13 protein-coding genes are annotated in these 17,238 nt (G+C 45.8%); 8 read left to right on the top strand and 5 right to left on the bottom strand.

Translation table 11 applies throughout. From position 1 onward, the window contains the following. The first annotated feature begins 32 nt into the window (after positions 1-32). Positions 33-1,370: a DEAD/DEAH box helicase gene (locus BIT28_RS24575; RefSeq protein WP_075767573.1), complete on the top strand. Its 1,338-nt coding sequence runs from the start codon at positions 33-35 to the stop codon at positions 1,368-1,370. A gap of 103 nt (positions 1,371-1,473) precedes the next feature. Here BIT28_RS24575 and BIT28_RS24570 read toward each other — a convergent pair whose 3' ends face one another. The 3 genes from BIT28_RS24570 to pdhA are packed head-to-tail and all read right to left on the bottom strand — an operon-like array spanning position 1,474 to position 4,677. Continuing rightward, positions 1,474-2,616, bottom strand: coding sequence for a dihydrolipoamide acetyltransferase family protein (locus BIT28_RS24570; protein WP_075767644.1), 1,143 nt, complete (start codon positions 2,614-2,616; stop codon positions 1,474-1,476). Continuing rightward, positions 2,613-3,596: an alpha-ketoacid dehydrogenase subunit beta gene (locus BIT28_RS24565; RefSeq protein ID WP_075767572.1), complete on the bottom strand. Its 984-nt coding sequence runs from the start codon at positions 3,594-3,596 to the stop codon at positions 2,613-2,615. The genes BIT28_RS24570 and BIT28_RS24565 overlap by 4 nt, the downstream gene beginning before the upstream one ends. Next, positions 3,589-4,677, bottom strand: a complete 1,089-nt coding sequence (gene pdhA, locus BIT28_RS24560) for a pyruvate dehydrogenase (acetyl-transferring) E1 component subunit alpha (RefSeq protein WP_075767571.1) — start codon at positions 4,675-4,677, stop codon at positions 3,589-3,591. The genes BIT28_RS24565 and pdhA overlap by 8 nt, the downstream gene beginning before the upstream one ends. Positions 4,678-5,101: 424 nt before the next feature. Here pdhA and BIT28_RS24555 point away from each other — a divergent pair, with 424 nt between their 5' ends. The 4 genes from BIT28_RS24555 to BIT28_RS24540 all read left to right on the top strand — a co-directional run bounded on the left by BIT28_RS24555 (position 5,102) and on the right by BIT28_RS24540 (position 9,683). After that, entirely contained in the window at positions 5,102-5,563 is a 462-nt protein-coding gene (locus BIT28_RS24555) for a hypothetical protein (RefSeq protein WP_075767570.1), read from the top strand. Between the two features lie 93 nt (positions 5,564-5,656). Beyond that, positions 5,657-6,091 carry a thioredoxin TrxC gene (gene trxC / locus BIT28_RS24550; protein ID WP_075767569.1) on the top strand — a complete coding sequence of 145 codons (435 nt, stop codon included), beginning with the start codon at positions 5,657-5,659 and terminating at the stop codon, positions 6,089-6,091. Positions 6,092-6,262: 171 nt separating this feature from the next. Further along, positions 6,263-7,177 (top strand): cation diffusion facilitator family transporter, encoded by a 915-nt coding sequence (locus BIT28_RS24545; protein ID WP_075767568.1) that lies wholly within the window; start codon positions 6,263-6,265, stop codon positions 7,175-7,177. 904 nt (positions 7,178-8,081) lie between these two features. Beyond that, positions 8,082-9,683, top strand: coding sequence for an EAL domain-containing protein (locus tag BIT28_RS24540; protein WP_083652125.1), 1,602 nt, complete (start codon positions 8,082-8,084; stop codon positions 9,681-9,683). A 60-nt stretch (positions 9,684-9,743) separates the two neighbouring features. Here BIT28_RS24540 and nagZ read toward each other — a convergent pair whose 3' ends face one another. After that, a complete protein-coding gene (nagZ, locus tag BIT28_RS24535; RefSeq protein WP_075767567.1) occupies positions 9,744-10,748 on the bottom strand; it encodes a beta-N-acetylhexosaminidase in 1,005 nt (334 codons plus the stop codon). A gap of 390 nt (positions 10,749-11,138) precedes the next feature. Here nagZ and BIT28_RS24530 point away from each other — a divergent pair, with 390 nt between their 5' ends. After that, positions 11,139-11,624: a DUF1097 domain-containing protein gene (locus BIT28_RS24530; protein ID WP_075767566.1), complete on the top strand. Its 486-nt coding sequence runs from the start codon at positions 11,139-11,141 to the stop codon at positions 11,622-11,624. Between the two features lie 66 nt (positions 11,625-11,690). Here the strand turns inward: BIT28_RS24530 and BIT28_RS24525 are convergent, their stop codons facing one another. After that, positions 11,691-12,629, bottom strand: a complete 939-nt coding sequence (locus tag BIT28_RS24525; RefSeq protein WP_075767565.1) for a precorrin-2 dehydrogenase/sirohydrochlorin ferrochelatase family protein — start codon at positions 12,627-12,629, stop codon at positions 11,691-11,693. A gap of 275 nt (positions 12,630-12,904) precedes the next feature. On the opposite strand from BIT28_RS24525, the gene BIT28_RS24520 reads away from it, so the two are divergent. Beyond that, entirely contained in the window at positions 12,905-14,020 is a 1,116-nt protein-coding gene (locus BIT28_RS24520) for an efflux RND transporter periplasmic adaptor subunit (RefSeq protein WP_075767564.1), read from the top strand. Positions 14,021-14,029: 9 nt separating this feature from the next. Then, positions 14,030-17,182, top strand: coding sequence for an efflux RND transporter permease subunit (locus BIT28_RS24515; RefSeq protein ID WP_075767563.1), 3,153 nt, complete (start codon positions 14,030-14,032; stop codon positions 17,180-17,182). Positions 17,183-17,238: the final 56 nt, after the last annotated feature.

Here is a 17,238-nt window from a genome sequence, read left to right as displayed (position 1 = left end):
CTTAGCATTGAGCATTTTACCGGAGCACCATTTTGCATTTTAAAGACCTTGGATTAGACCAGCGCCTACTTAAGAAACTGAATCACCTGGCGTTCAATAAACCAACTGAAATTCAACAAACGGCTATTCCTGTTGGCATCCTGGGTAAGGATGTGTTGGCTTCGTCGAAGACGGGCTCCGGTAAAACACTGGCTTTCTTGCTTCCGGCTATGCAGCGTATGTACCGCAGCAAGCCGTTCACAAGACGCGATCCGCGCGTCTTGGTACTGACTCCGACTCGTGAGCTTGCCAAGCAGGTATTTGCTCAATTACGTACGTTGAATGCGGGTACACCCTATGATGGTACGCTGATTGTTGGCGGTGAGAACTTCAACGATCAGGTAAAAGCACTTCGCAATGACCCAATGTTCGTGATCGCGACTCCCGGTCGATTGGCTGATCACCTTGAGCACCGCAGTACTCATCTTGATGGGCTCGAAATGCTGATCCTTGATGAAGCAGATCGTATGCTGGACCTGGGTTTTGAAGCGCAGCTACGCCGAATTCATGAAGCTGCCAGCCATCGCCGCCGTCAAACTTTGATGTTCTCGGCTACGCTGGATCACGCTGATGTTATTGATATTGCCTCGGATATGCTGAATGCTCCGAAGCGTATTTCTATTGGTCACTCAGCTGAAGAGCATACAGATATTACTCAGCGTTTTATCTTGTGCGATCATTTAGATCACAAGCAGGCGTTGCTTGATAAAGTGCTGGAAACAGAAGACTACAACCAGGTGATTATCTTTACCGCAACACGTGCGGACACTGATCGCCTGACCAAAGAGCTGAATGAACGCAAGATGAAAGCTGTCGCATTGAGCGGTAACCTTAATCAGACTCAGCGAAACAGCATCATGAGTCAGTTTGAGCGTGACTGCCATAAGATCCTTGTGACAACAGATGTTGCCTCTCGTGGCCTCGATATCGACAAAGTATCTCATGTGATTAACTTTGATATGCCAAAGCATGCCGAGGAATATGTTCACCGTATTGGTCGTACTGGTCGCGCGGGTAACAAAGGTGATGCAATTTCACTGGTCGGCCCGAAAGACTGGAAGAGCTTTAAGAATGTCGAAGCTTTCCTCAAGCAAGAGATCAGCTTCAGTACCATCGAAGGCCTAGAAGGTAAATTTAAAGGTTTGAAACCGGCACCGAAGAAAAAGTTTGTTAAGAAGAAGCCTACCAGCAAGAAACCTGTAGCGAAGAAAACAGATTCTGCCAAACCGAAGAAGAAAATGGATAAACGCTTCTACGACAACATGGCGGTGGGTGATAACGTATTCGTTCCTAAAAAGAAAAAGCCGGTTAATCCAGCGAAGGAAGATTAATCGCCTTCTGTAGTGTTACAACGGTTAGTTAAAAAGTGCCAGCTTTCGAGCTGGCACTTTTGTTATTGGATAAACTGTCACCGATTGGTTAACTGCGATTAGGTTAACTGCTCCCTTGCTGTAAATGGTTGACAAGGATCTTCATAAATCGTGCTGCTTCGCCACCGGTACAGGCCCGATGATCGAAGGTCATTGAAAGCGGCATTAATTTTATTGAGACGGGTTTGTTATCACGCAGGATGAGTCTTTCGATAATACGGCCGGCCCCGACGATCGCTACCTGAGGAGGGGAAACAACAGGAGTGGCAAAAATACCGGCGATCGCCCCGAAATTTGTCAATGTGATAGTGGCATGCTGAAGCTGCTCACGGCCAATCTTTCTTTCCTTAATGCCCGTCACGGTTCTATCGACCCATTGCCGGATCCCACGCGCGCTGTATTCATCGGCATTGCGGAGAACGGGGACATACAGGCCATGGGGACTATCAACAGCGATTCCGATGTTCACGGTACTGTGAACACAACGGGTCATGGTTTCGGCGTCAAACCAAGCATTGAGAGCGGGTTCCTGATGGCAGGCTTCTATGATAGCCAAGACCAGGCGGCTGGTGATGTCTTCACCTGGGCTCCAATTTTCAAGCATCGCCTCTTCAGTGATAGTTACGGAAGCAACGTTGTGGTGTGATTCTGCCATGGTACGTACCATGGTTCTGCGGGCTCCCTTTAGCACCTCTGTACCGGGGAGCTGCTTGTCACAGGCATTGTAGACATCGGTGTCGAGAATAACGCCGCTAGGTCCGCTGCCGGTGATGTCATTCAAATCAACCCCCAGCTTTTTAGCCAGTAAACGTGCTGACGGCATGGCGGTTAAGCTATCAGTAGGCTTGATTGGCTGGTGTTGACCGACCCAAAATTCATCGACATTCACATCATGATCATGGTTGGATACTGTACCTACAACGGTTGCAGCATCGTTTGTTGAGACATTCTTTTGTTTAGGAGCTGTAGTGGACGATTCCTCTATTTCCAGTAACAGGCTACCTATACTGACGACGTCTCCCGGATTACCAAACCGTTTAATGATTGTTCCGCTATATGGGGCTGGGACCTCCACGGTTGCTTTGGCTGTTTCAACTGTCAGAACAACCTGATCAAGCTCAACGGTGTCGCCTATCTCGACATGCCACTCAATGATTTCTGACTCAGCGAGGCCTTCCCCCAGATCTGGCAAGGTAAATGACTTCATTTCCATCCCTCCGTAAGCTCTTTCGCTGCCCTGATGATGTCTTCTTCCTGAACCATGAAGTACTCTTCGTTGCGGTAATATGGCATCACAGTATCCATACCCGTAATACGTCTGGGTGGCGCTTTAAGCAAACACATGGCATGTTCGGCGGTTCTGGCAAGTATTTCGGCACCGACGCCACAGGTTTGGGCGGCTTCATGGACAACCAGTAAGCGTCCGGTTTTTTCTAATGAGGAATAAATAGTTGCCATATCTAGCGGCTTGATTGAGGCGACATCTATGACTTCCACTTCGATACCCTGATGTGACAGTTCAGTGGCTGCCTGAAGTGATTCAACCACGCAGGCTCCCCATGTGACCAGCGTTATATCCCGTCCTTTTCTTAGGGTGAAGCAGGTGTCCAGAGGTAATGCTTTGCCATCGTCAGCAACCTCGGATTTTACAGTTCGGTATATTCGTTTAGGTTCAAAGAACATAACAGGATCATTGCTTCTAATAGAAGCAAGCAATAAGCCATAGGCGCGTTGCGGTGATGACGGAATGATAACCTTTAGCCCAGGTATATGGGCAAATAGCGCTTCGACACTTTCAGAGTGATGCTCAGGTGCGTGAATGCCGCCGCCAAATGGCGCTCTGAACACAGCAGGGCAGGTGAGCCGTCCCCTGGTACGATTGCGCATACGGGCCGCATGGCAGGCAAGGTGCTCCATTGCCGGGAAAACAAAGCCCTGGAACTGGAACTCGGCGACTGGACGCAATCCCTGACTGGCCATACCGACAGTTACACCGCCGATCAGGGCCTCGGCCAACGGAGAATCAATAACGCGTTTACAACCAAATTTCTCTTTTAACCCGACGGTTGCTCGGAAAACGCCACCGTTGTCACCGACATCTTCACCTAATACGATGACATTGGAGTCTTCGGTCATCTCATGGTGAAGGGCAAGATTGACCGATTCTAGTAGTGATAATTCAGCCACGATCACCTCCCTGCATTCGCATAGCTTTGTTGATAATCAAGTCACGTTGCTTATGAAGATCGCTGTCTAAAGACTCATAGAGAAAGTCAAAAGCAGATTCTGGTGGCTGAGGAGTTAATGACCGGTATTTCTCTACCGCTTTTTCGACCAGTTCCCGGCAGTGTTCCTGCCATTGTGTGTCATCCGCTTCTGACCACCAGTTTTGGCTTATCAGGAATTTTTTCAAACGACCGACGGGTTCAAATTCCCAGGCTTGTTGCAATTCGTCTTCGCTACGGTAGCGGCTGGCATCATCCGCGGTTGTATGATCGCTCAGTCGATAGCTGATTGCCTCAATGAGTGTCGCGCCTTTGCCTTTTCGGGCTTTATCCAGGCTGGTAATGACAGCGTCGTACATAGCGACAATATCGTTGCCGTCCACCGTTAGCCCTTCAAGACCGGCGCCTTTGGCTTTATCCGAGAGGAACTCGGCACCACATTGAATTGCTCTTGGGACAGATATTGCCCACTGGTTGTTGTTGATCACAAAGACTAACGGAATGTTCCAGGCCCCGGCACAGTTTAATGATTCGAGGAAGTCGCCTTTGGAGGTGGCGCCGTCACCGCAAGTCACCAGTGCTGCCTGATGATTGCCTTGGATTTTTAATGCGGCAGCAACACCGACTGCATGAGTACACTGGGTGGCAATCGGGACACAAAACGGTAGATCACGACAATGACTGTCGTCGGGTGAGAAATCGCTGCCTCGCTCGTCACCGCCCCAGTATTGGAGGTTTTTCTCCATACCGATACCACGGGCCCACATCGCAGGCATGTCACGATAGTAAGGAATGAATACATCTTCAGCTTTCAGTGCCCGACCGATGGCAATGCCGATGGCTTCGGAGCCCAAATGTGAAGGGTAGGTACCGAGCTTACCGGTACGTTGTAGCGCAATTGCTTTGTTATCATAGATGCGGGTTAGTACCATATCGCAGTAAAACCCTTTCAACGTAGACGGATCGGCCCATGCGGGAAGTTGATCGACGAGATTACCATGATGATCAATGAAGCGATGCATTGGTAAGGCCTGAACATTCATCTCAAGCTCCTTCTGTTGCTGCCTCGGAAGAGGCGGACAGCAAATCAAAAAATGGCTATACCGACAAATGGGTGCTGCGCTGCTGTACCTAATAAATGGCTTATCTCAAGATAAGTCTTGGTATAACCAGATAAATATAAGTGTAAGCAAAATGTTAAAATACCGCCTCCATCAATGAGTTATTAGTCAGTAAAGAATACAATACAGACTAAAATGTCGATTTGTCGTAAGTGTGTTTCCAGTGCTTAGAAAAAAATATGGGTTTTTTGTTTTAGCGCGGTGTTTAATATCGCCCATGTTTCGCTTGTATAGGCCAGATAGTCTCAGTGTTGAGACTACCTGGGGATCCGCCGTTTGCTTCGAGAGAATTCGCTCATAATTAGGTGTGGACTTTGATGCTGTTCTTGACTCCTTGTGGTGCGCTATGAAGTTATACAGTAGTTTATTCTTTACATTTTTTGTTTCCGCCTGTACGTCGCAGGAAGCAGTGACAGATGTGGCCGGACAGAAAACAACCTACATACAAGGGGAGTGTTATGACTCCTCAACCTACAGCCTGACTGAAACGTTTGATGAGTTCATTGATGAGCGACAGCAAGAACTGAAAATCTTGCGCCCGGAACTCACCGCGGAAAACTATGAACAGTTGGATTATGCTCTGAGGCATTTTACAACTTACTGGATGCAACTCAGGCAGGAGCGTGATCAGGCTTGTGAAGAGCATGCGACCTGTGAATTTATCAGGTTGAAAAACTATGACTCTCAGGCTTACAACCGAGAGTTCTGTGACGGTACAGACTTTGAGTACAATGTTAGCCGTGCCAAAATGATTCATTTTTTCAATGATATAGAGCGGTTGCAGTTACAGCGTTCGGCTCAGCAGTAATGATTTTACTGAATATATAGATATGATCTTATGATTGGGGATCTGGTATCCTTGTGCACATTATGTATGTGCTGTAAGTCGTCCGGAAGGCCCATGAAGTTAATCAGTGTTTTATGTTCTCATTGTCAAAAGTCGGTGTCAATTTCTCCCCTGTCCTTGTCGAATACGGTCCTGTGTGAACATTGCAATAAACCCGTATTAGATGGCAAACCGATAGAGGCTGATGTCGGTAACTTTGATATTTTAATCAAAGGCCCTAAGCCTGTTGTTGTGACTTTTTGGGGAGCTAATTGCTCGCCTTGCAACTCTTTCAAGCCGATATTCGAAAAGGTGGCCTCTGAGAAGAAAAAGCAGCTTCGCTTCTTGCGTGTAAATGTCCAACGAAATAAAGCACTGGCGAGCAGGTACCGTATACGTGGTGTTCCAACCTTAATGGTTTTCAAAAAAGGCAAACAGCAATCTGTGTTGAATACCGCTTTGCGTAAAAAAGAGTTTGTTGACTGGCTAGATGACACATTAAATTCATAGCTTTGGATGATAATTAGAAGGCTTACTATGTGTTGGATGGTGCAGTATGAATGGTAAAAATATACAGCTTTTCATTTAGTTATAGTTAGTGCTAAGGTAGATAAATACTTAGCATCCTCCCTTAGGGGACTGGGTGTGGTCAATAATTTATTAGTGTATAAGGAGGATTGTATGGCTATTTGCCGTAAAATCAGTAAAGAGCGTTTGGCATTAAAATTATCCCTGGCTGGAACCGTTTTGTTGGCTGGCTTGGGGATTGGCTATGGATTATATGTCGGATCCAACGCCATTTTACTCGACGGCATGTTTTCGTTTCTCAGTATGGGTATGACTGGCCTAAGCCTTTATACCGCCTACCTCGTTTCAAAGCCTGATGACAAGCAGTTTCAGTTCGGTTACGCGCACATCGAACCTCTTATCAATGTCGTCAATGGCTTGCTCATCCTTATAACTTGCTTTTTTGCATTTCTCAGTGGTGTGCAAACCATTGTCAAAGGTGGACATGATATAGTTCTGGAACATGCAATTGTTTATGCGATCATTTCCACCGTATGTTGTTTTGCCATTTATTTTATTGAAACGTATATCGCGCGCAGTGTGGAGTCCGAACTGGTACGCGTTGACTCCCAGGAATGGCTTGTTGACGGCATTCTGAGTGCCGCAATATTGGTTGGCTTTATTATTGTAGTCTTATTGGATCAGTTAGGTTATTCACGCTGGAATGCTTATGTTGATCCAATCTTGGTCTCGACACTGGCTATTGCCGCCTCAGTACTTCCGATTAAAGTATTGCGGCGTAACCTTCGTGAGGTGCTGCTGGTTGCTCCTCAAGATAATGTACAACGGCAAGTTGATCGGGTGATTGCGAGGTTGTCGCGGCAATATCGCTTTGCTGATTACACCCATCACTTTGCCAAAACAGGGCGTCAGTACGATCTTGAAGTAAATATTCTGGTTATAGACGATGCCTATTGGACAACTACTCGGCAAGATTATATCCGACAGTTACTTTGGGATGAGTTAGCCGATGAGCTAGGTGATACCTGGCTTTCTGTTACCTTTACTGGTCAGAAGCGTTGGTTATAACAAACATTCGTATGAGCTAGTACAAAAGAACGGCACCAGTCGTTCTTTTGCTATTAGTTTTTCTAATTATGAAAGCCAATAAATTTCAGCAGTAAAGTGCTGGTAATCTTGTCTAATTGAGCGCAAAATATACGGGCTACAAATAAGAAACCGAATATTTATAAGAAATAGCGATTTAGATTGCTATTCTGGGCGCTGTGTAGATTAGCTTATTGATTATGGGTTAATAAATTAATCTACGATATAATGCCTGGTAGATGGATATGATTATTCATCACATTTTTGTAACTAGTTAGTGCAAATTAAACGTAAATAAGGTATCTTATTTTTAGTCTAAAAATTGCTTTTGCCAAGAGGCAATCTTTAGACCGTAGTTTAACCCTTTTTTTGGTGTCTTCATTCTCGGATTAAGCACCATGGCTTAAATCAAAGGTTTACAGGTTATTATGGAAACTCTGCTAGTCATTGCCTTCATATTCGGCGCTGCATTCATTATCGTAAAAGAGAAGAAATGCACGAAGGGTATAGACTATTCACGAGACTCGCTATAAAACTCGGGCGCCATATGGCGCTTTTGTTTTATTTATCTATTCAATGTGAATAGTAATTACTATTGTTTGACTATTCCTGTCTAAGCAAACTCCTGCTGCCTTTTCTTTACATCCTCATTTCCTCTGCATTCAATTTTGATCAAGATCAGGTTTAATCTAGATCTTGTAATACATTTTTTTCGTTTTTTATCAAGTCGTGATCTCAGTCGTAAGAGATAAAAATGTAATGCTTGAGAATCATCTCATTAATGAATATTGTTGTATATTGTTGTAACTCAATATCGTTGTTTTTATTGTGACATTCACTGTTACAATCCATGGACGGCTACTAGGGAAAGGTTGTTTTTCAGGTTATGTTATTCGATAATCGAGCTCGGAATACAGAGGCGAGTGTATTCAAGCGTGGGGTTCTAAAAAAGCATAACTTATCATCTATTGTATTTGTTCTAGGCCTATCGTTTCTTTTTTCACTGCTAAGTGGCTTCTTTTCACAGCTTCAGCTGTCATATATCATTAGTTCAGATTCGAAAGAGCTGTTGAATACCTATTCAATGAAGGTGGAACGCTTCCCTGATGTACTCAGTTCGCTAAGCCGGAATTTTCAGTTTGATTGCGGCCCACTTGATCAGCATCAGCTTCAGCACATTGCGTATAACGATTATGTTATTCGGCGGATTACCATAAAAACGAAGAGTGGTTCACAGTGCTCTAGCTTTCAGGGCGCTGATACGGAATCAAGGTTGGTTCCTTTGCTTAGCAACATGACGCCTGACGTTTCATTGTGGGTAGCATCAGAGTCGAGAAGCGAACAGAACCTTCTGGTAGCAGAATGGAAGGGCGAGAAGGGGAGGTTGTTGGTTCATATGGAGCCCCTTGTTTCTGAAACTCTAAGAAACAAGTACTGTGATGACTGTGTATTAAGCTCGATCTCTTCTATTGATAGTCCAACCGTCTCTTATTGGCGTGGAGACGCAGCATTGCTTGTTAATGAGCCGCTGTTTACCTCTGAATTTTCTGAAGGGCTCAGGATCAATACGTTTGTAAAGCAAGAGCTACTTGCTCAGTATAAGGAAGAGTTATGGTTGCCATTGTTTTTGTTTGGCGGTGGGCTTGGGGCTATCTGTCTTTCCTTATATCGTATGTTTATCCGTAGAAAAATGTCGCTCCACTCACTGGTTGAACAGGGCTTGGCGAAGCAAGAGTTTGTTCCTTATTATCAACCCATTGTTGATGTATCTAGCAATTCTCTTTACGGCTGTGAAATGCTTGCTCGCTGGCAGCGACCAGGACAAGATGTTATTTCACCGATGGAGTTTATCCCTTACGTTGAGAAGAGTGGCCAGATCTTACCCATTACCGAGCAGCTTATAGAAAAGGCAATTTATGAGATCAGCAAACTGAATTGGCAGACGACGAAACAGGTTATCAGTATCAATGTGGTTCCTGATCAGCTAGAGAGTCTGGATGTGCTGGAAAAATCACTAAAGCTGCTACAACACTCAGAAATAACACCCGAACAAATTGCTTTTGAAGTAACTGAGCGAAAGCAGTTTACAGACTTAACCATGGCTTCAGATGTTATTGAGCAGCTGAGAATGCGGGGTATTGGTGTCAAACTTGATGATGCCGGGACCGGTTATGGCGGTTTTAGCTATATCCAGCAGCTTAATATCAGAAGCCTAAAAATTGATAAGATGTTTGTGGAGAATATTGGCACTGCCGATATCAAATTATCCTTGCTTGATTCGATAATCGCTTTTGGCAAGGAGGCAGGGATGGAGATGATAGCCGAAGGTGTAGAGACTGAAGAGCAATCAAAGTACCTTGCCGAGCAGGGGGTCTACTTGCAGCAGGGATACTTCTTTGGTAAGCCAATGATTTTTCGTGATTTTGCGTATTTCTGCAAGAGTATGGCTTCTCAACCTCAGGAACAAAAGATGGCCTGTGTGGCTTGAGGTAGCTAGGGTATATTACCACTGCCGGCGGGATCGTTCTTATCCCGCCGACGAGAAGAATTAAGACTGCTGTTCCCGCCAAGATTGAGCAAGTTTGCTAATTGCTTGTTGATTGTCCTGCCACATCCTGGTTTTGACCAAATCTCTGTACTCACCAGTCGGCTTCTTACATAGTGCTTCTAAGCAAGGAACTTGTGTTTGGGGAAGGCCATCAAGTGCCTGAACAGCGCCGGCTCGGTTGTTACAGAGCATGACCATATCACAACCGGCTTGCTGGGCGGCAATGGCGCGCTCGCTATAATTTCCAAGCACATCGGCCCCTTTCATATTCAGGTCATCTGAGAAAATAACCCCTTTGAAGTTGAGATCGTCACGCAACACGCTCTTTAACCAATATTCAGAACCGCTGGCAGGTTGGTTGTCGTAAGCATCAAAGATGACATGGGCAGGCATCATAGCATCAAGCAAACCATCGTTAATAAGCTGCATGAATACTGTCATATCATGCTGTTTAATGTTATTGCGTGGATCTACCGGTGTTTCGAGGTGCGAGTCCTCAATGACGCCGCCATGGCCAGGAAAGTGCTTGCCTGTTGTCGCCATACCGGCTTCTTTCATTCCAAGAATGAATTGACTGGCATATTTAATAATCTGCTGAGGATCATCAGAAAAGGCACGATCTCCGATGGCTTTGCAGTCGAAGCCGAGATCCAGCACCGGTGCCAGGCTTAAATCGATATCCATAGCCAGCAACTCGGCGGCCATGAGCCACCCGCCTTGTTTGGCAAGCTCAAGACCGTTTTGTTGGCTTGCAAAAGCTTTGGCTGGCGGTAATAAGGTAAAGCCTTCACGGAATCGCTGTACTCTTCCACCTTCTTGGTCAACAGCAATAAGTAAAGGGCGGTTGGCTGTTTTTCGGATATCTTTGGTTAGCGCCCTTAGCTGCTGACGGTCATGATAGTTTCGGGCAAAAAAGATAATTCCGCCAACGGTAGGGTGTTGAATGATTTCGCGTTCTTCAGCATCTAGCTCGTAGCCAGATACGTCAAGCATTAAAGGTCCCATGAAAACTCCGACGTAAACAATGAACAGGTTGAAAGCGAGGAGCGAATAGTAAGCTGTTCATAGCAGTTAAAAACCGTAGATACGTTACCACAGTCAATTCAAGACAAACATGACTAATAGACCGGATTCATAGTATTGGAGACATATCACTAATACGAAACGTTATTTGTTTACGTTGGTAAACAGTGAGTTTACTCTTGGTTTGGCACTAACTAGTATAAACAGAACTGAAAGCCGTAAAGTGTTGATGAAATCGTTATTGTAGTGATCTGGATCTTATTTGCTGATTTTGGTGTATGTAAGTTTCATACTTTGTGTGATCTTAATCACTCAAATGAAATAGGAACTCAATTAGACTGTTTCCCTAAGCGTATTAATAAGAGATTTCACATGTCAGTTCTTGTCGCCATTGCTATCACAACGGGAATTCTTTCTGGTATCTGGGGATGGGTTGCCGTTTCGCTCGGCTTGCTAAGTTGGGCAGGTTTTTTAGGTTGTACAACGTACTTTGCCTCTCCGAAAGACGGAATTAAAGGTTTGGGTTTAAGTATTGCGACAAACCTTAGCGGCGTCTTTTGGGCAATGGTGATTATTCACCTCTCAACTATGGTTGGCATTGAGATTCTTGGCTACGTTGTAACAGCCGTTGTTGCGTTTCTGATGTGTGTACAAGCCAAGAAGTCTTGGCTGAGTTTTATTCCAGGAACGTTTATCGGTTCATGTGCGACGTTTGCAGCAAATGGTGACTGGCAGTTGGTGATCCCATCACTTATCGTTGGCGTACTGTTCGGTTATAGCATGAAAGCGTCTGGTGTATGGCTACAGAAAAAGCTGAGCCAACCAAAAGAAGATTTCGCTGTCGCGGAACTTGACTGATAAAATTATTCTATATCATTTAAAAAATGCCGCGCGATTGCGCGGCATTTTTGTATTTAAACTCGCTTAGCCTAAACAAGGAATAAGCGAGCTGTTATATTCGTCACATATAGCGTCTAGACCGCATGGGGCTGCGTGTTTGGGAACCAGTATGCAAACTCGTAAGTCCTTAGCTAATAGTGTGGCTACCTGCTGCTTAATAGTTGATTCCTTGTACATTTCACGTTCTGCATCTCGTCGGCACAAATCAACAAAAATATCATTGTTTCCCTCGGGATAAAGTACGCATTCAGCTTGTTGCATCAACCGTAATGCTTTCAGTGTGAGAAGTTCCGGATCACCACCGGTTTCGATAACGTATAGGCTTCCTGATGAAGTATCAGGTTGATTTAGCAGCCGTTGGAATGCTACCTCAAGTTGCTCTACTGAGGTGGCATTCTCAACTTCAGGCAGACGGAAGTATCGTTCCCAGAACTTGCGGCGCTCGTCGACCGTAGAGTAATGTTGCTTGATTCGCTGGCGCTGTTTGCCTGAGTAGCTTGCTAGCAGGCTAAGGTTTTGCGGGAGCTGGGTCTCCAGCTTCTCTCTGATAAAGCGAACCAGAACTGGAGATGCTCCACCACTGGAAACTGCGACTTGAATCGGGGTACGGTCAATCATTGATGGCGTAATAAAGTCGCAGTGGCCGGGATCATCGACGACATTGGTCCAAATGCGCTGCGCGTCTGTATCCTTGAATATTTGATGGTTTAACGATGGTACATCGGTCGTTGCCCATACTTGATGAAATCCTGTTATATCATCGGATTCATATTCTTTTTCTATCCAGGTTAGCTGACTGCTATCGGCAAGACCGGCAAGGTAAGGGTGTAGCTGAGGTGAGATCAATGTGATCGATGCACCTGCTCGCAGTAAAAGATCAACTTTTCTACATGCAACTTCCCCTCCGCCAATAACCAGTACTTTCTTATTGCTTAGTTTTAGAAAAACAGGGAAAAAGTCCATATAGATAATATTCCTTTGTTTGGGGTTACCTTTGTAAATATTTGTATTTAAACAATAAATGTCGCCATCGTTATTGATAATTGAATCAAATAAAGGCTAGAAACATTTTGAAACACTTAAGCAGCGAAAATCCGTTACTAATTTCAATTGTTCAGCTTTCATTAAAGGCGCAGTGCTAAGTTTATCAGACTACAAAAATATCTGAATAATTTATCAATTTTTCGGTAATTGCTTCGGCAATTTCTTGTTTTATATATATTACATATGGTCGGCAAATGAATAAAAAACATATTATTGCAACACTGATAGCTGCCAGCTTGTTGGCTGGGTGTGGCGATAAGGTATCGGGCAAATCTGCACCGGTCAGCCCTTTGGTAACCGCACAGCCTGTTTCACTTATTGATTATCAGCAAGGTAAGAAGTTTGTTGGTAGGACCGAAGCGATAGAAGATGTTGCAATTACCGCACAAGTATCCGGATACCTCAAAGAGCGATATTTTGATGAGGGGGAAGTGGTTGAAAAAGGCCAGTTGTTATTTCAAGTGGAACCCGCGGCCTATGAAGCAAAAGTAGCGAGTGCTAAAGCTTCAATAGCTCAGGCCGAGGCGACATTGAAACGCGCCAACCTTGATTGGGAAAGGAGTAAAAACCTGTTACCTAAAGGTAGTATTAGTCAATCTGATTTTGATAAAGCGACCGCAGACAAACTGAATGCCGAAGCCCAGTTAAAGTCCGCGAAAGCTCAGCTGATGTCAGCAGAGGTCGATTTGTCTTTTACCCGGATTATTGCGCCTTTTACCGGTCGGATTAGCGATAGCAAAGTCAGCATTGGCGATCTTGTTTCCCCCAATTCTGGGGTATTAACGACTTTGGTGAGCCTCGACCCCATTCAGACTTCATTTAATATCAGCGAACGTCAGCGACTCGATTTGGGTATTGACGGGCTTGACGGAAGTGGTGAGGGGCAAGGTGACGTCGAAGTTCTTCTGACGCTAAATAACGGTAAAGATTATGAGCACCTTGGTGAAGTTGACTTCATTGGCAATCGAATAGATCTGAACACCGGTACAATTGCGATGCGAGCCAAGTTTGAAAATCCTGAGCAGCGACTGTTGCCGGGGCAGCATGTGCAAGTCTTTCTGCGAGAAAAAGAGCCTGTCAAAATGACGGTGATCCCACGCCGCGCGGTACAGAGCGACCTTGAGGGGGATTTTGTTATGGTATTGAAAGACGGCAATGTGGCTGAGCGCCGGAATGTTGTGTTAGGTGCGCAAACAGAACAGGGCGTGATTATTCGCAAGGGCCTGGACTCAAAAGATGTCGTGCTGACCAAGGGCCTTCAGCGTGTTCGTAATGGTATGACTGTTCGTTTCGAACAGTCGGATGCGTAAGGAATAATCATGCTTAGTCGCTTTTTTATCCAGCGTCCTAAATTTGCGCTGGTGATCTCCATTATCTTGACTTTGGCCGGGGCCATCGCACTGATGAACCTGCCGATCGCTGAGTACCCAAAAATCAGCCCGCCTTCGGTGAGCGTGACTGCTTATTACTCGGGGGCGAGTGCCGAAGTGGTCGAAGAGGCTATTGCCGATCCCATTGAAGCGTCGGTAAACGGCGTTGAGAACATGATTTACATGTCCTCCAAAAGTGCCAATGACGGTTCCTATAACCTCAATGTGACGTTTGATGTCGGAACGGATCCGGATATGGCGCAGGTTAACGTTCAGAACCGAGTTTCTCAAATTGAGTCGAAGCTGCCGGCGGAAGTCCGCATGGTTGGTGTGACAGTGAAGAAACGCTCCCCGGATCTGTTGATGGTACTGAACTTCTATTCGCCAGATGGCAAATATGATGATCAGTTTCTGATTAACTACATTAACCTGAATGTAAAAGATCAGCTTGCGCGGGTACAGGGTATCAGTGAGGTAAATGTTCTTGGTGGCGGCGAATATGCGATGCGTGTTTGGCTGAACCCCGAGAAGATGGCCAACCTGGGATTGACGACCTCTGATGTCAACGCTGCTCTTGCAGAACAGAACGTTCAGGTAGCAGCTGGCAAGGTGGGGGCACCGCCATTCAACAATGCCCAGGAAGTACAGTTTAACCTGGTGACCAAAGGCCGCTTGGAGTCGGTTAGTGAGTTTGAAAATGTTGTGCTTCGTGCCAACCCGGATGGCTCGGTTGTTTACCTGAAAGATATTGCCCGTGTAGAACTGGGTAAAAAGTTCTATGACGGAAACGGTACCTTTAGAGGACAACCAGCCTCCATCGTGACGTTGTCACTTCAATCTGATGCCAACGCGCTGGAAAGTGGCAAGGCGGTGATGGCTCTTCTTGACAACCTGAAAGCCAATATGCCGGAAGGTATGGCGTATGAAACCAGTTATGACACCACCTTATTTGTTGCGGAGTCCATCAAAGGGGTTGTTAAAACACTGATTGAAGCCATCATTCTGGTTATTGCCGTAACGTATATGTTCCTGGGTAGTATGCGTTCAACCTTGATCCCGGTTGTTGCCATTCCTGTGTCTCTTATTGGTACTTTTGCCATTATGTTGGCAACAGGTTTTACCATCAATACGGTTACCTTGTTCGGCTTGATACTGGCGATTGGTATTGTGGTGGATGATGCGATCTTGGTTATCGAAAACGTCGATACCAACATGAAGCGGGATCCAAGCCTGACGCCTCGTCAAGCCACTCTTATTGCGATGAAAGAGGTCACGGGGCCGATTATCACCTCGACACTGGTTCTGCTGGCAGTATTCCTGCCTGTTGCTATGTTGCCGGGTATTACCGGGATCATGTATCGCCAGTTCGCGCTGACAATCTGTATTTCTGTTGTTATTTCGTCGATTAATGCACTGACATTATCACCGGCATTATGTTCGCTTGTACTTAAGCAAGGTGGGGAGAATACCTCTCGCTGGTTCCAGACGTTTAACCGAGGGCTGGACAAGATCACATTGAAGTACGGTGCCATCGCCGGTTTTATGGTACGAAAAGTTGGTATGCTGGTTAGCTTTTTTATTGTTGCAGTGCTGGCCGTAAGCTACTTGTCGAAGGCCACATCGACAGCATTTGTCCCGCAGGAAGATAAAGGGATATTGCTGGTAAATGTCCAGTTGCCAGATGCAGCCTCGCTCTCACGTACAGAAGAAACAACCATTAAGCTTCAGGAGATTGTCGAGCAAGAGCCAGGTATCGAAGGGATCACCGTTGCTAATGGTTATGCGTTCCTGACTGGTGCAGCGGCCTCCAATGGTGCATCACTGTTTATCAAGCTGAAAGAGTGGGACGAGCGCAATGCCATGGAAGGGGATCATTCGTCATTTGCTATTACCAATCGTATCAACGCACGCGCAGCAGCCGAATTGCCGGAAGCGATTGTGTTTGCTATGGGCCCACCTGCTGTTCCGGGGATGGGCGCAGCATCAGGATTTGAATTTGTTTTGGAAGATACGCTGGGCCGAAATCGAACTGATTTGGCCAATGTGATGGGTGAACTGATCCAAAAAGCCAATGCCCAGCCTGAAATTCAGTTTACTTTCAGTACATTCCGCGCCAATGTGCCGCATTACTATGTGGATGTTGATCGGGTTAAAGCCAAGCAACTGGGTATTCCGCTGACGGAGGTATTCCAGACGCTACAGGGTAACCTCGGTTCTATGTACATCAATGACTTTACACTGTATGGCAAGAACTTCCGTGTGACGGTTCAGGCGGACAGCGAATATCGAAACGACCTTGATTCGCTTGAGCGTTTCCACGTTCGCTCATCGAGTGGCGAAATGATCCCGCTTAGTACTTTGGCGACAATTGAACAGGTCTTTGAGTCGGATGTGGCATGGCGCTATAACATGTACCGCTCTGCTGTGATACAGGGCAGTGCTGCTGCTGGTTACTCGAGTGGTGATGCAATTGCTGCTATGGAGCGTGTTGCTGCTGAAGTATTGCCGCAAGGCTATCAGTATGAGTGGACGGGGATGGCCTATCAGGAAGTTAAGGCCGGTAACCAGGCTATCTATGCTTTTGCGTTAGCATTGATCTTTATTTACTTGTTCATGGTTGCGCAATATGAAAGCTGGAGTATTCCACTAGCGATTATCCTGGTTGTGCCGGTTGCGACACTGGGTTCTTTCCTCGCATTGGCAGCGACAGGGACACCGCTTAACCTGTATGCACAGATTGGTCTTGTACTCTTGATTGCGCTGGCTGCAAAGAATGCAATATTGATTGTCGAATTTGCGAAAATCGAGCGGGAAGAAAAAGAGCTGGATATTGAGCAGGCATCGGTCCGTGGTGGTAAGTTACGTTTCCGTGCGGTAAATATGACCTCCTGGTCATTTATTCTCGGAATCACACCACTGATCTTTGCATCGGGTGCTGGGCATATCAGCCAGAACTCCTTGGGTATCTCGCTGACAGGTGGTTTGCTATGTGTTTTGCTGGCAGGTACCTTCTTGATCCCTGGCTTCTTTGCACTAGTTCAGCGTCGTCGAGAGAAATTTCATGGCGGGTCAACAAAGATTGTTGCACTTGAAGATGCTTAATTTCAGACAAAACCTGTAACGCAAAAGGGCTCCGAACGGAGCCCTTTTTTTATTCT

It is taken from the genome of Photobacterium proteolyticum, from assembly GCF_001939735.1.
GTDB classification, from domain to species: domain Bacteria; phylum Pseudomonadota; class Gammaproteobacteria; order Enterobacterales; family Vibrionaceae; genus Photobacterium; species Photobacterium proteolyticum.
This window is presented reverse-complemented; position numbering and strand designations above follow the sequence as displayed.

Bases quoted from the DNA above. Each gene is read 5' to 3' on its own strand.
- BIT28_RS24570 (WP_075767644.1), bottom strand. From the start codon at position 2,616: ATGAAGTCATTTACCTTGCCAGATCTGGGGGAAGGCCTCGCTGAGTCA.
- pdhA (WP_075767571.1), bottom strand. From the start codon at position 4,677: ATGAATGTTCAGGCCTTACCAATGCATCGCTTCATTGATCATCATGGT.
- BIT28_RS24555 (WP_075767570.1), top strand. From the start codon at position 5,102: ATGAAGTTATACAGTAGTTTATTCTTTACATTTTTTGTTTCCGCCTGT.
- trxC (WP_075767569.1), top strand. From the start codon at position 5,657: ATGAAGTTAATCAGTGTTTTATGTTCTCATTGTCAAAAGTCGGTGTCA.
- BIT28_RS24545 (WP_075767568.1), top strand. From the start codon at position 6,263: ATGGCTATTTGCCGTAAAATCAGTAAAGAGCGTTTGGCATTAAAATTA.
- BIT28_RS24540 (WP_083652125.1), top strand. From the start codon at position 8,082: ATGTTATTCGATAATCGAGCTCGGAATACAGAGGCGAGTGTATTCAAG.
- nagZ (WP_075767567.1), bottom strand. From the start codon at position 10,748: ATGGGACCTTTAATGCTTGACGTATCTGGCTACGAGCTAGATGCTGAA.
- BIT28_RS24530 (WP_075767566.1), top strand. From the start codon at position 11,139: ATGTCAGTTCTTGTCGCCATTGCTATCACAACGGGAATTCTTTCTGGT.
- BIT28_RS24525 (WP_075767565.1), bottom strand. From the start codon at position 12,629: ATGGACTTTTTCCCTGTTTTTCTAAAACTAAGCAATAAGAAAGTACTG.
- BIT28_RS24520 (WP_075767564.1), top strand. From the start codon at position 12,905: ATGAATAAAAAACATATTATTGCAACACTGATAGCTGCCAGCTTGTTG.
- BIT28_RS24515 (WP_075767563.1), top strand. From the start codon at position 14,030: ATGCTTAGTCGCTTTTTTATCCAGCGTCCTAAATTTGCGCTGGTGATC.